At 69.8% G+C, this 12,763-nt stretch carries 13 protein-coding genes and 1 tRNA gene; 3 read left to right on the plus strand and 11 right to left on the minus strand.

The features are described 5' to 3' along the window. Positions 1-55: 55 nt before the first annotated feature. The 4 genes from E5083_RS28600 to E5083_RS28615 form a co-directional block, all read right to left on the minus strand. Positions 56-1,192: a methyltransferase domain-containing protein gene (locus tag E5083_RS28600; RefSeq protein WP_135788580.1), complete on the minus strand. Its 1,137-nt coding sequence runs from the start codon at positions 1,190-1,192 to the stop codon at positions 56-58. Continuing rightward, positions 1,192-2,157 carry an ATP-grasp ribosomal peptide maturase gene (gene tgmB, locus E5083_RS28605; protein ID WP_135788581.1) on the minus strand — a complete coding sequence of 322 codons (966 nt, stop codon included), beginning with the start codon at positions 2,155-2,157 and terminating at the stop codon, positions 1,192-1,194. Before tgmB ends, E5083_RS28600 begins: the two co-directional genes overlap by 1 nt. Further along, a complete protein-coding gene (tgmA, locus tag E5083_RS28610; protein ID WP_135788582.1) occupies positions 2,157-2,453 on the minus strand; it encodes a putative ATP-grasp-modified RiPP in 297 nt (98 codons plus the stop codon). The genes tgmB and tgmA overlap by 1 nt, the downstream gene beginning before the upstream one ends. Before the next feature lie 188 nt (positions 2,454-2,641). Then, positions 2,642-3,061, minus strand: a complete 420-nt coding sequence (locus tag E5083_RS28615) for a hypothetical protein (RefSeq protein WP_135788583.1) — start codon at positions 3,059-3,061, stop codon at positions 2,642-2,644. A gap of 322 nt (positions 3,062-3,383) precedes the next feature. On the opposite strand from E5083_RS28615, the gene E5083_RS28620 reads away from it, so the two are divergent. After that, a complete protein-coding gene (locus E5083_RS28620) occupies positions 3,384-4,628 on the plus strand; it encodes a helix-turn-helix domain-containing protein (RefSeq protein WP_244317684.1) in 1,245 nt (414 codons plus the stop codon). On the opposite strand, the gene cutA is transcribed toward E5083_RS28620, so the two are convergent. The 5 genes from cutA to E5083_RS28645 all read right to left on the minus strand — a co-directional run bounded on the left by cutA (position 4,625) and on the right by E5083_RS28645 (position 7,784). Beyond that, complete coding sequence (gene cutA / locus E5083_RS28625; RefSeq protein WP_208754181.1) at positions 4,625-4,945, minus strand: divalent-cation tolerance protein CutA; 321 nt, start codon at positions 4,943-4,945, stop codon at positions 4,625-4,627. The two genes, E5083_RS28620 and cutA, sit on opposite strands and share 4 nt — an antisense overlap. Before the next feature lie 100 nt (positions 4,946-5,045). Further along, a tRNA-His gene (locus E5083_RS28630) sits at positions 5,046-5,118 on the minus strand. A 106-nt stretch (positions 5,119-5,224) separates the two neighbouring features. Continuing rightward, the gene (gene orn, locus E5083_RS28635; RefSeq protein ID WP_135788584.1) at positions 5,225-5,827 is read right to left on the minus strand and encodes an oligoribonuclease; all 603 of its coding nucleotides are present in this window, start codon (positions 5,825-5,827) and stop codon (positions 5,225-5,227) included. A 106-nt stretch (positions 5,828-5,933) separates the two neighbouring features. Beyond that, a complete protein-coding gene (locus E5083_RS28640) occupies positions 5,934-7,151 on the minus strand; it encodes a GlxA family transcriptional regulator (RefSeq protein ID WP_135788585.1) in 1,218 nt (405 codons plus the stop codon). Between the two features lie 387 nt (positions 7,152-7,538). Further along, positions 7,539-7,784: a hypothetical protein gene (locus tag E5083_RS28645; RefSeq protein WP_135788586.1), complete on the minus strand. Its 246-nt coding sequence runs from the start codon at positions 7,782-7,784 to the stop codon at positions 7,539-7,541. A gap of 322 nt (positions 7,785-8,106) precedes the next feature. Here E5083_RS28645 and E5083_RS28650 point away from each other — a divergent pair, with 322 nt between their 5' ends. Next, a complete protein-coding gene (locus tag E5083_RS28650; protein WP_030816597.1) occupies positions 8,107-8,634 on the plus strand; it encodes a universal stress protein in 528 nt (175 codons plus the stop codon). 230 nt (positions 8,635-8,864) lie between these two features. On the opposite strand, the gene glmS is transcribed toward E5083_RS28650, so the two are convergent. Next, complete coding sequence (glmS, locus tag E5083_RS28655) at positions 8,865-10,682, minus strand: glutamine--fructose-6-phosphate transaminase (isomerizing) (protein WP_135788587.1); 1,818 nt, start codon at positions 10,680-10,682, stop codon at positions 8,865-8,867. Positions 10,683-10,707: 25 nt separating this feature from the next. Continuing rightward, positions 10,708-10,965 (minus strand): hypothetical protein, encoded by a 258-nt coding sequence (locus E5083_RS28660; protein ID WP_030816599.1) that lies wholly within the window; start codon positions 10,963-10,965, stop codon positions 10,708-10,710. A gap of 165 nt (positions 10,966-11,130) precedes the next feature. Here E5083_RS28660 and E5083_RS28665 point away from each other — a divergent pair, with 165 nt between their 5' ends. Then, the gene (locus tag E5083_RS28665; protein WP_208754183.1) at positions 11,131-12,702 is read left to right on the plus strand and encodes a purple acid phosphatase family protein; all 1,572 of its coding nucleotides are present in this window, start codon (positions 11,131-11,133) and stop codon (positions 12,700-12,702) included. Positions 12,703-12,763: the final 61 nt, after the last annotated feature.

The raw sequence follows: 12,763 nt of genomic DNA on the forward strand, positions 1-12,763 counted from the left end.
TTCCTCGTCCGCCTGTTCAGTCTGTCCGCACTCCAGTGCTCTGAGAACAGCACCTTCAGAATGTCGCCGACCACCCGTCGCGGCTCAGGGTGGTCTCCCCCTCCGGAGTGATGGCGACCGCCGCTCCGTACACCGGGAGTTCGCCGCGTTCCAGCCACCGTTGGCGGATGTCGTCCAGCAGGTCGTACAGCCGGCGCGGGCCACCCTGGTGGACGGTTGTGGTGTGCTCGCCGTGAGCGGTCCGGGCCCGCGCCCAGGAACCATCGGGGTGCAGCATCCACGTCATGCGGCTGCCGTCGTCGCTCGTACCGGTGCGATGCTCGATGCCGGGCGCGGCCAGGGTGAGCATGGACCACACCTCCCAGGCCCGCATCACGTCGAGCACAGGGAAGGGGGACAGGCGGACTTCGCCCTCGTCTTCGCCGGCCGTGGCGAACACGCCGTCCAGCAGGCCGGGGTAGTCACTGCCGGTCCGGGTGGCCATGAACGCCGCCCGGTCCCACTCGACTCGGCCGGTCGCGCCACCGTCGCGGGTCTTGTCGGCGGCGATGATCAGCCCGGTCCCCGCGATGGTGGTGACCAGGCGTCCACCGGCCGGGAGGGCCAGGAGCCAGCTCGCGGGGATACGGGGCACGGACACCATGGACACGATCCGGTCGAAGACGCTGGGGAGCGGGCCGGTCGCATCACCCGTGATCACCTGTGGGTGGTAGCCGAGGAAGTCCAGGCGCTCGGCCGCCACTTCGGTGAGGTAGGCGTCGACGTCCATGGTGGTCACCAGCTCGTCGCCGAGGAGGTGGCAGCCGAGTGCCGCGCTGTAGCCGGAGCCGGTGGCCAGGTCCATGACCCGGTCACCGGGTGCGACGCGGGCATGCTCCATCATCGCCACGACCAGGCTCGGCAGCGTGGACGAGGACGTGGGTCTGCCGACGGCGGGCCGGTCCGCTCGGGCGTGGTCAGCGTGCGTTGGCCCTACGCGGGTGACGAGCGTGCTGTCAGCGAAGGCGGCCTTCACCCACGCCTCCTCGTCCGCCGGGCCGTCCACGCACATCCAGCGGCCGGCCTCCTGCGTGTACCAGCGGGGGACGAGGAGGTGCCGGGGCACTTCGCTGACGGAGTCCCACCAGAACGAGTTCGGGTGGGTTGCTTCGGCGGCGAGACCTGCTGCGTACGGCTTCCAGTCGACCTGCATCAACTCACTCCTTGCAGTTCGTCGGCGAGCGCCTGGGCGATCGGCAGGCCGGTCTCGGCCTGAATCCAGTCCCACTGCCCGCAGGGGTTGACCTCGAGGAACGTCCACTCGCCGTAAGGGCCGACCACGAAGTCCGCCGCACCGTAGACGAGCTTGAGCCGCGCCATCAGGCGGCGCATCCCATCGGCCACGTCGTCGGGCACGGTGGTCACGGAGTAGGTGAGTGAACCGTAGTCGCTGCGCCAGTCCTCGTGGGAGGCGTCGCTGCCCGCGTGGATGGCGGCCGCGAACATCCGGTCACCGATCAGGGTGAGCCGCACCTCGTGATCCTTCTGCACCCACTCCTGGAAGAGGTGCGCGGTGCTGCTGACGCCCTCGAGATCAACGAGGTCCTCGGGGTGCAGGCGGTGGGTGTAGACGGACTTGAGCTTGCCGTCCTCGATGAGCACGGGCGAGGCGACCGGCTTGCACACGATGCCCTCTGTCACCTCGCTGGCGAGGGCCCGCACCCGGTCCGGCTCGTTGGTGATGAGCGTCGTTGGGATGCGTAACCCGCTCCGGCTGGCAGCGGCAAGCTGGACGGGCTTGTACTCGGCGCGGGCCATGGCCGTGGGGTGATTCACCCAGTGGCATCTCAGGGCCGACAGGACGCCGCCGAGGCCGGCGCGCGCTTGTGCTGCGGCGAACCTCTCCTCCGGACCGGACATGCCTTCGGGGAACTGAAATGCCCTGGGGGCGCGGTAGTACACCGCGCTAACCCAGGGCAGGTTCACCGTCCGGTGCCCGGAGGCGAGTTCGCCCGTCCAGCCAGAATGGCGGTCGATCCGCGCGGAGAGCGAGAGCTGCTGCGGGAAGTCGGCGGTGTCTATGCGGAACACCTCGACTCCTCGCCCGGTCAGCTCAGTGACGACTCGGTCCGTGGGCCAGTCGTCGTTGGCCGCGATGATCAGGACGGGCCCTCCCATTAGTCCTTCGGCCCCTCGTCCAGCTGCGGCGGGTTCGTGGTGCTCCCGTCGGGCACGGTCGGCGTGTGCGTGTTCGCCATGCAGGTGAGCACACCGCCGTCGTAGGAGACGTTCACCTGCCGGTCCCGGTCGTACTCGTGCTCGGGAACGCGGACGGCACTGGTGGAGTCGGGGATACGGGCGAACCGCAGGACCCACGGGCGGGTCTGCGGGGCGGACGGCGGCTCCGCGCTGTATGGGGTGCGGCCTCCGGGTGCGACGAGCGGGAAGCCCTCGCGTTCGAGTGCGGTGGTCACGTGCTTCTCCCATCATGGTTGGTGGTGCACGGGTGGAACGACCCAGCGCGGGCGGTGGCCTGCCGCGGGGAACGCTTCGGGCGGTGGACCCGCGCCGGGGGCTTGAGCTGCTCGAGGACCGGAGCCGAAGTGGCATGCCTCACCGCCGAGCACAGTTCAGGTACGCAGCGAAGGGCTGCGCATCGGCGTCAGCGTCTGGTTCGGGCGTCCCGTTCCAGGATGTGGCTGCCCCGCATACCGACATCGAACAGCCGCTCAAGGGAGCACAGGTCGTAGGCGTAGCGAGGCGGGGCGATCCAGTGGGGGCCGGGCAACTCGGTGCGGTCGATGGTGGGAACGCTGAGGTAAGCGCCCTTGCCGAGATAGGGGGTGTCGGGCAGCGCGGGCCAGTAGACGCTGGCGCGCCACGGTACGAGCGCCCAGTAGGTGAGGCCGAGGGAGCGCAGCCCTGCCATGACCGGTCCCCGGAAGATGTCGCGGGCGACGTCGGCGACAGCATCGCGCTCTTCGCTGCCGATGGCGGCGTGCATGATGGCGGCCGGGATGCGGACCGCAGCGAATCGGACGCCGAGCGGCACCAAGGCGACCTCGGCCTCCGTCCACTGCATGCGAACTCGGTCCGGGGCGGGGTGCGCACCAGCGAGCCACGAGCTGACCGCGTCGACTGGCTGGGGGACCGCGGCTCGGACAGCCGACGTCATCACCTGCGGCATCAGAATCTGGCTCATCGGCGTTCGGGCGGCGCTATGTTGCTGCATGGTGGCGCTCCCTCGGGCATCGGGCACGTGGTCTGTTCACAGCTTTCGCCCTGGCGCGGCTACTGCCATCCCGCAACCGGGTATCCCCACCATGGGTAGGCCCGGAGGCGAGCCTGTCCGCCAGATTGGGGGCCACATACCGGTGAAACCGCCCACTGCCTTGCCGTCCGCCGTGCTCGAACTTCCAGAGGTCGTGCTGGCGCTGAGCGAGCACGACTTCGGGACGGTCTTCCGGATTGCTCGGCAGGAGGCCCACATCAGCTACTCGAAGATCGCTGCGGAGTGCGGAATCAAGCCCGAGAGGGTCGGTACCCTCGCCCGGGGGCAAGGCCGCGTCGAGAGCTACGAGAAGATCGGGGCCATCGCGGACGCCCTCCGCGTTCCCGGCCACCTCATCGGGCTGGCTCCTCGCCCCTGGGAGAACACCGCTGACGCAGAACCCGGCCGCCGCGCGGTGCTCCAGACCGCAGGCGTCATCGGCCTCGCCGCCACCCTTTCCAACCTCACCCCGGCCCCCGTCAACGGGCGGGTCGGCACCAGCACCGTGGCGCGACTCCGCGAACGCACCGCGCGGCTACGGCACCTGGACGACCTGCTCGGAGGCGGCGACACCTACCGCGTCTACGTGGGTGAGTACCAGGACACCAAGCGCATCCTGCGCAGCGAGAGCTACAGCAACGACGTACGCCGGGACTTGCTTGAGCTTTTGGCCGAACAGGCACAGCAGGCAGGATGGGCGGCGTTCGACAGCGGCCGGGAGCATGAGGCCAGCACCCTCTACCGGGAGAGCCGGTCCGCAGCGGAGGAGGCGAACGCCGAACACGTCGCACGAAACGCGCTCGCGTTCCTCGCCTACCAGGCGGTCAGCGGCGACCCCCGCGCGGCGGCCGCCATAGCGGCACACTCCTGCGACGCGATCACCGAGCGGACACCAGCTACAGTCCGTGCCCTGCTCTGGGAACGCGCCGCCTACGCACACGCCGTCGCCGGTGACCTCGACGCGACCGAGCGGGCCCTCAGCGCCGCCCACACGGCCCTTTCCGCAGAGGACGCGACCCACCCCCAGCCGCACTGGTCGGCGTGGGTTGATCAGGCCGAACTCGACATCATGGCCGGACGGTGCTGGACCGAGCTCCGGCGTCCGCTGCGCGCAGTCCCCCTGCTCGTCCGAGGGCTGAAGGGATTCGAGGACGCGCATGCGCGTGACAAGGCGCTGTACTCAACCTGGTTGGCCGAGGCGTACGCGACGGCTGGAGAGGTGGAGGAGGCCGCCGCAGTGACGGTACGCGCGGCGGATCTGGCGGACGGGGTGGCATCCGTCCGCCCGCGGCGACGCATCCGGCAGGTCGTGTCCACCCTCGCCCTCGGACACCCGGCGGTCCCCGCAGTCGCCGAGCTGGTGGAGCGCACCGCCTAGTCGCTGGTGAACTTCCCGATCCACTCCAGGCAGGCAGCGGCGCCGGTCACGATCGGCACGGCGCACAACTCCGGGTTCTGCCAAGGGTGACGCTCAAGCAGATGGGCCTCGAGCTCTGGATACCTCGCGGTCGTCGTCTTGAGGAGCAGTTGGTACTCCTCACCGATGCCGAACTCCCCAGCGTGCCAGAACGCACTGGTAACAGGACCGACGATCTGAGCGCCCGCAGCCAGCCTTGCGCGAACCGCCGACTCGGCCAGGGCGATGGCCTGGGCGTGGGTTTCGGTCGCTGTCGAGACCTGCAAGTAGTCAGCCATCCGGCGAGCGTAGCCGCCCGGACCGGAGCCCGAATGTTCCCAGAACACAAAAAAGATCTAGGGCTGACCTGTTTCCACAGGTCAGCCCTAGATCATTCAGGGTGAGTGACGGGACTTGAACCCGCGACTTCCTGGACCACAACCAGGTGCTCTACCAGCTGAGCTACACCCACCACGACCGGCGGTGGAACTTGTCGTTTCCCCGACCGGCCGAGAAGAAGTCTACAGGGTCTTCAGGGGTGCTCGCGCACACGTTTCCGGGCGCGCGTTCCCAGGGGGCTACGCGGGCGGCAGGACGTACTTCGCGGCGATGGACTTCGCGGTGTCGGAGTCCGGGCCGGGCTGGGGGACGAAGACGGCCTCGCGGTAGTAGCGCAGCTCGGCGATGGACTCGCGGATGTCGGCCAGCGCCCGGTGGTTGCCGTTCTTGTCCGGGCTGTTGAAGTACGCGCGCGGGTACCAGCGCCGGGCCAGCTCCTTGATCGAGGAGACGTCGACGATCCGGTAGTGGAGGTGGGCCTCCAGCGTCGGCATGTCACGCAGCAGGAAGCCTCGGTCGGTGCCGACGGAGTTGCCGCACAGCGGGGCCTTCCCCGGCTCCTTGACGTGCTCACGGATGTACGCGAGCACCTGCTCCTCGGCGTCGGCCAGCGTCGTACCCCCGGCCAGCTCGTCCAGCAGTCCGGACGCGGTGTGCATCTGGCGCACCACCTCCGGCATGGTCTCCAGCGCGGAGTCCGGCGGGCGGATGACGATGTCCACCCCTTCACCGAGCACGTTCAGCTCGGAGTCGGTGACGAGGGCGGCCACCTCGATGAGCGCGTCGTCGGACAGCGAGAGGCCGGTCATCTCGCAGTCGATCCACACCATGCGATCGTTCATGTGTCTCACCTTAAAGGGACCCACAGCCACCTGGACCCACGCGTACACAGCGAGAAGGGGGTGGGGAAGGCCCAGCCCTCCCCGCCCCCTTCCACCGAGACGATCCTCAGCCGCCCCCGCGCGGCCCCGGCAGCAGACTCACCGCGCCCGCCGCGTGCCGGCGGCTCTGCAGCGGCACCCCGCCGTCCCGGTCCGGGTGCAGCACCGACGGCACCGCCACCGGACCGTGGCCCGGCAGCCCCGACGGCCCCTGCGGCATCCCGTGCTGCGCGAGCTGCTGCTCCTGCTCGGCCGGCCGCTCACCCTGCGGCCTGCGGGCCCGGTACGCGGCCCGGTACGTCGCGGGCGACGAGCCGAGCTGACGGCGGAAGTGCCCGCGCAGCGCGACCGGCGAGCGGAACCCGCAGCGCCCCGCGACCTCGTCCACCGAGTAGTCGGACGTCTCCAGCAGCCGCTGCGCCTGCAGCACCCGCTGGGTGATCAGCCACTGCAGCGGCGCGCTGCCGGTGAGCGAGCGGAACCTGCGGTCGAACGTACGGCGGCTCATGTAGGCGCGTGCCGCCAGCGTCTCCACGTCGAACTGCTCGTGGAGGTGTTCCAGCGCCCAGGCGACGACCTCGGCCAGCGGGTCGGCGCCGATCTCCTCGGGTAAAGACCTGTCGAGGTAGCGCTCCTGACCGCCGCTGCGGCGGGGCGGTACCACCAGGCGGCGGGCCAGCGCACCGGCGGCCTCGTTGCCGTGGTCCGTCCGCACGATGTGCAGACACAGGTCGATCCCGGCCGCCGTACCGGCCGAGGTGAGCACGTCGCCGTCGTCGACGAACAGCTCACGCGGATCGACGTGCACCGACGGATAGCGCTTGGCCAGCGTCGGCGCGTACATCCAGTGGGTGGTGGCCGGGCGGCCGTCCAGCAGGCCGGCCGCGGCCAGGACGAACGCCCCGGTGCACAGGCCGACGATGCGGGCCCCCTCCTCGTGCGCCCGGCGCAGCGCGTCGAGCGCCTCTTCCGGTGGCGGCGAGGTGATCGAGCGCCAGGCCGGTACGACGACCGTCCCCGCGCGGGAGATCGCCTCCAGGCCATGTGGCGCGGTGAGTTCCAGGCCCCCCGTGGTCCGCAGCGGGCCGTCCTCGCCGGCACACACCAGCAGTCGGTAGCGCGGCACTCCGGCGTCCTGGCGGTCGATCCCGAACACCGAAAGCGGTATGGAACTCTCGAAGATGGGGCCGCCGCTGAACAGCAGCACCGCGACGATCTCCTTGCGGCGTCGCCCGGCGAGTTTCCGGACGGTCGTGTCCGGCGCGGCGGTGGAGTCGTGGCTCATACTGCTAAGCCCCCCTCGGTGGTCGCGGCTCCCTTTACGCTTCGGGTCTGTCGCTCCTGCACGTTTCCCCTCGGTCCTGCACGAGTCCCCCGCCGTAAGACATCAAGATCGAAATCTACTGGCTCCCGCGGTCTGCCGGTGGCCAGTTCCACACGCGGTGCATTGTCGACATGACAACTTGGCGTGAAGCATTCGATCACGAAGGGTTGCACTCGTGGGGCGTGCAGGGAAGTACGCCTGGGCGGGGTGGCCAAACCGCATAGGGTGCGACGGGTCGGACGACCCCTGTTTGTGCAGGTGGAACGGGGGTTGAGGGGTGGTTGGGACCCCTCCGGAGCGATATTAGGAACTTGGCTGAAAACCAACGTTCGAGGGTGTGGAAACCGGTCAGTCGACCGGTGTACTGGCTTCTCTGTGATCTGCGACTCCCCGCGCCGCCTCCCGCAGCGAACGGCGCAGCAGCGTCCGGCAGGCGAGGGTGACGCCGGCCAGTCCCAGCCCCGCCCCCACGGCCGCGACCGGCGCCGTACCGCACCACAGCAGGACCACCGGCACCAGCACGCAGGCGAACACCGCCCAGCCGATCACCTCGCGCGCGGTGTCCAGGCCGGGCGCGGAGCGGGGTGCGGGCATCTGCGGGGCTCCCTGGGGGCTCTGGTTCAGGGGATTCAGGGGGTTCAACGCGCGGACGGCCGGACGGTCACCCCATGAGGGGCGGGTCCCGGCAAACCGCCTGTACGGGGCAGCGACCATTGCGTAAGGGGCGCCGCTCGTGCATGCTCCCTGGAACCCCTCGGGACCTCCCGGAGGGCCGCTCACGGAGCGTGTGCACGAACTGCGATGGAGAGGCTTGCTGCCGTACCCTTGGGGGTATGGGCAGGGGAAGACGTTTCCCGGACACAGCTCCGCCGCACGATGTCCCCCTTCATACAAGGATCACGACGCCGAGACAGCCATGGCCGGTCACGAATTCTTCGAACCCGCGGACCGCAAGCGGCCGGTAGCCGAACCCACGGCGACCGACCCCCTGGCGGCATCAGAGGCACGCCCTTCCTGCGATCCCGCCTTCCGGCACGGAGTGGTCGTCGGCTTCGACGGCTCCACCTCCAGCGAGCGCGCCCTCGCCTACGCGGTCGGCATGGCCCACCGCTCCGGCTCGGGTCTGATCATCGTCCATGTGGCCAACCGGCTGCCGACCACGGTGTGGGCCGGCTGCGAGCCGCCCGTCTTCGTGGACGTCCCCGACCACCGCACCGAGGTGCTCGGCCTGGAACTGGCCTGCGCCGACCACTTGAGCGAGGTGCCGTGGATTCTGGTGGAGCGCGGCGGCGACATCTGCCATGAACTGGAGGAGGTCGGGCGGGAGTACGAGGCGGACGCGATCGTCGTCGGCTCCACGCACGGCATCGCGGGGCGGATCTTCGGCTCCGTGGCCGGACGCCTCACCAAGCGGGCCCGGCGGCCCGTCATCGTGATCCCCTGAGCCTCAACTTCCCCTCAGGACGCCCCACTTCGCGCTCTGTGAAGCTACTCGCGCGTAAAAGTGTTCCCGCCCCCCTGCCGGGCATACAACAGCCGACGCCGCAGGCGAGTCGTGCTGCCGGCCGGTGGGTGACGGCCACCGGCCGGGCACAGCGGCACAGAAACGGACCCCCACGAAGGCTCGCGCGAGGGTCCGTTTCTCTGTGTCCGGGGGAGATCTACTCCACCGTCCTACTCCACCGTCACCGACTTCGCCAGGTTGCGCGGCTTGTCGATGTCGCGGCCCAGGACCTTCGCCGCGTGGTACGCGAGGAGCTGGAGCGGGATGCCCATGAGGATCGGGTCCAGCTCGTCCTCGTTCTTCGGGACGACGATGGTCCGGTCCGCCTTCTCCTGCTCCTGGTGCGCGACCGCGAGGATCTTGCCGCTGCGGGCCTTGATCTCCTCCAGCGCGGCGCGGTTCTTCTCCAGCAGGTCGTCGTCGGGGACGATGGCGACCGTCGGCAGGGCCGGCTCGATCAGGGCCAGCGGGCCGTGCTTCAGCTCGGAGGCCGGGTACGCCTCGGCGTGGATGTAGGTGATCTCCTTGAGCTTCAGGGACGCCTCGCGGGCCACCGGGTAGCCCCGGACGCGGCCGATGAAGAGCATCGAGCGGCTCTCCGCGTACTCCTCGGCCAGCTCACGGACCAGCTCCTCCTGCTTGAGGATCTCGGAGATCTGGGCGGGCAGCTTGCGCAGGCCCTCGATGATCCGCTTGCCGTCGCGCACCGACAGGTCGCGGGTGCGGCCCAGGTGCAGCGCGAGCAGCGCGAAGGCGACCGTGGTGTTGGTGAAGCACTTGGTGGAGACCACGCACACCTCGGGCCCGGCGTGCACATAGATGCCGCCGTCGGCCTCGCGGGCGATGGCCGAGCCGACCACGTTGACCACACCGAGGACGCGGGCGCCCTTGCGCTTCAGCTCCTGCACGGCGGCCAGCACGTCGTACGTCTCACCGGACTGGGAGACCGCGATGTACAGGGTGTCGGGGTCGACGACCGCGTTGCGGTAGCGGAACTCGGACGCCGGCTCGGCGTCGGCGGGGATGCGGGCCAGCTCCTCGATCATCTGGGCGCCGATCATGCCCGCGTGGTACGAGGTGCCGCAGCCGAGGATCTTCACCCGGCGGATGCGGCGGGCCTCACGGGCGTCCAGGTTGAGGCCGCCCAGGTGCACGGTGGAGAAGCGGTCGTCGATGCGGCCGCGCAGCACGCGGTCCACGGCGTCGGCCTGCTCGTGGATCTCCTTGTGCATGTACGTGTCGTGGCCGCCCATGTCGTAGGAGGCGGCCTCCCACTCCACGGTGGTGGGCTCGGCGCTGGTGCGGGTGCCCTCGGTGGTGTACGTACGGAAGTCGTCGGCCTTCAGGGTGGCCATCTCGCCGTCGTCCAGGGTGACGATCTGGCGGGTGTGGGTGACCAGCGCGGCGATGTCCGAGGCGACGAACATCTCCTTCTCGCCGATGCCGAGGACGACCGGGGAGCCGTTGCGGGCCACCACGATGCGGTCGGGGAAGTCGGCGTGCATCACGGCGATGCCGTAGGTGCCCTCGACCACGCGGAGCGCCTCGCGGACCTTGTCCTCCAGCTTCTCGGCGCCCGCGCGGGCGACGAGGTGGGTCAGGACCTCGGTGTCGGTGTCGGAGAGGAACTCCACACCGTCCGCCTCCAGCTTGCGGCGCAGGTCGGAGGCGTTGTCGATGATGCCGTTGTGGACGACGGCGACCTTGTCGTCGGCCGACATGTGCGGGTGGGCGTTCACGTCGGAGGGGGCGCCGTGGGTGGCCCAGCGGGTGTGGGCGATGCCGGTGGTGCCCTTGAAGCGCGCGGGGACCTTGGCCTCCAGGTCACGGACCCGGCCCTTGGCCTTGACCATCTTCAGCGCGGCCGACTTCGGGGAGGAGACGACGATGCCCGCCGAGTCGTAGCCCCGGTACTCCAGGCGCTGGAGGCCCTCCAGCAGCAGGGGAGCGACGTCCCGCTTACCGATGTATCCGACAATTCCGCACATGTAGTAGCTCCCTCACCCTGGCTTCTCAGCCGTAGACCATGCGGCGCAACTGCCGGAGCGTGAGCTCGGGCGGCGCCACCGCGCGGTATTTCAGGTCCGCATCGATCCGTTCGAAGATCGCCGCGTTCTGCAGGCCCTGGGCCTGCAGTTCTCGGTGTCGACGACGGACGTAGTCCTGGGTCGTCTCGTCGAAGAAGGCGAGCACGTCCTGTATCACCCGCAGCGCCTCGCCCCGGCTGAGCGGGGTCGAGCGCGTCAGATGATCGACAAGTTCCTCGTGCACCCGGTAGATCTTCGGGTACGGGCGCCGGTTTCGCAAGAATCGTGCCCGATTCCGGGCAGGCGACTGTTGGTGCGCTCATGGCGCGCTGTTCGCCCGGTGTCCACTTTCCGTCCTGGACGACGTTGCCCCAGGCCACGAGTTTTGCTGGTCATGGACATTCCTCGTATGGGCGTACCCGAGAAGCTGGCCGAGCGGATGAGCATGGCCGAGCGGCACGAGTACCTGCGGAGCAGATTCTCCCGGCGCACCCTGATCAGGGGCGGTGCCGTCACCCTCGGCACCGTCGCGGGCGGCGCCTTCGTACCCGGCGCCGTGACCCCGGCCGCCGCCGCCACCCCCGCGGCCCCGGCGCCGCGTAGCACCGAGCACGTGGACGGCGCGCTGGCCGCCCCCTTCGGCCGCCACCTGGCCTGGGGCAACGACCCGCGCACCGAGGTGACCGTCTCCTGGCAGGTGCCGGTCGCCGTGCAGCGCCCCTTCATCCGCATCGGCGCCCACCCCTGGGACCTCTCCCGCAAGATCGAGGCCGAGGTGCGCGCCCTGCACACCCCGGCCGGTGTCGGCGCCAGCGGCGACCACACCCAGTACTACGTGCACGCGCGCCTCAGCCGGCTGCGCCCCGGACAGACCTACTACTACGGCGTCGGCCACCAGGGCTTCGACCCCGCCGAACCCCACCTGCTCGGCACGCTGGGCACCTTCACCACCGCCCCCGCCCACAAGGCGCCCTTCACCTTCACCGCCTTCGGTGACGAGGGCGTCGGCTACCACGGCCTCGCCAACAACGCCCTGATCCTCGGCCAGAACCCCGCCTTCCACCTGCACGCGGGCGACATCGCCTACGGTGACCCCGCCGGCGCCGGCAAGACCACCGACACCGGCTTCGACTCGCGCACCTGGGACCAGTTCCTGCACCAGACCGAGTCCGTCGCCAAGCAGATCCCCTGGATGCCCGCCTACGGCAACCACGACATGGAAGCCTGGTACTCGCCCAACGGCTACGGCGGCGAGGAGGCCCGCTGGTCCCTCCCGGACAACGGCCCCGACGCGGCCAACCTCCCCGGCGTCTACTCCTTCGTCTACGGCAACACCGCCGTCATCTCGCTGGACGCCAATGACATCTCCTACGAGATCCCGGCGAACCTCGGCATCTCCGGGGGCACCCAGACCACATGGCTGGAGGCGCAGCTCAAGAAGTTCCGGGCCGCGCGGGACGTCGATTTCGTGGTGGTCTTCTTCCACCACTGCGCCTACTGCACCTCCACCGCGCACGCCTCCGAGGGCGGGGTGCGCCAGGAGTGGGTGCCGCTGTTCGAGAAGTACACCGTGGACCTGGTCATCAACGGCCACAACCACCAGTACGAGCGCACCGACGTGATCAAGGGCGACACGGTCACCAAGAAGCTCCCCGTCGGCGGCACCGCCTACCCCGAGACCGAGGGCGTCGTCTACGTCACCGCGGGCGCGGCCGGCCGCAGCCTGTACGCCTTCACCGCGCCCGACACCTACGAGGGGCACGAGAACGAGGTGGAGTCCGTCTCCTCCTTCGTCAACCTCAAGGACGGCAAGAAGCCCGAGACCGTCGCCTGGTCGCGGGTGCGCTACCTCGACTACTCGTTCCTGCGCGTGGACGTCACGCCCGCGCCGAGGGGCCGGCACACCACGCTGACCGTGTCCGGCATCGCCGAGACCGGTGAGCGCATCGACCACTTCACGGTGGCCCGCAGGGCCAAGTAGACCCGTACCGCCGGCCGGCATCCGGCTCGGCCGTCCCGCCGGACGGTTGCCGGCACGGGCG

Source organism: Streptomyces bauhiniae (assembly GCF_004784475.1).
In the GTDB taxonomy this organism is placed as follows: domain Bacteria; phylum Actinomycetota; class Actinomycetes; order Streptomycetales; family Streptomycetaceae; genus Streptomyces; species Streptomyces seoulensis.

Excerpts from the sequence above, each read along its gene's own strand:
- E5083_RS28640 (WP_135788585.1), bottom strand. The coding sequence starts at position 7,151 with ATGAGCCACGACTCCACCGCCGCGCCGGACACGACCGTCCGGAAACTC.
- cutA (WP_208754181.1), bottom strand. The coding sequence starts at position 4,945 with ATGGCTGACTACTTGCAGGTCTCGACAGCGACCGAAACCCACGCCCAG.
- E5083_RS28650 (WP_030816597.1), top strand. The coding sequence starts at position 8,107 with ATGGCCGGTCACGAATTCTTCGAACCCGCGGACCGCAAGCGGCCGGTA.
- glmS (WP_135788587.1), bottom strand. The coding sequence starts at position 10,682 with ATGTGCGGAATTGTCGGATACATCGGTAAGCGGGACGTCGCTCCCCTG.
- tgmB (WP_135788581.1), bottom strand. The coding sequence starts at position 2,157 with ATGGGAGGGCCCGTCCTGATCATCGCGGCCAACGACGACTGGCCCACG.
- orn (WP_135788584.1), bottom strand. The coding sequence starts at position 5,827 with ATGAACGATCGCATGGTGTGGATCGACTGCGAGATGACCGGCCTCTCG.
- E5083_RS28600 (WP_135788580.1), bottom strand. The coding sequence starts at position 1,192 with ATGCAGGTCGACTGGAAGCCGTACGCAGCAGGTCTCGCCGCCGAAGCA.
- E5083_RS28645 (WP_135788586.1), bottom strand. The coding sequence starts at position 7,784 with ATGCCCGCACCCCGCTCCGCGCCCGGCCTGGACACCGCGCGCGAGGTG.
- E5083_RS28665 (WP_208754183.1), top strand. The coding sequence starts at position 11,131 with ATGGGCGTACCCGAGAAGCTGGCCGAGCGGATGAGCATGGCCGAGCGG.
- E5083_RS28615 (WP_135788583.1), bottom strand. The coding sequence starts at position 3,061 with ATGCAGTGGACGGAGGCCGAGGTCGCCTTGGTGCCGCTCGGCGTCCGA.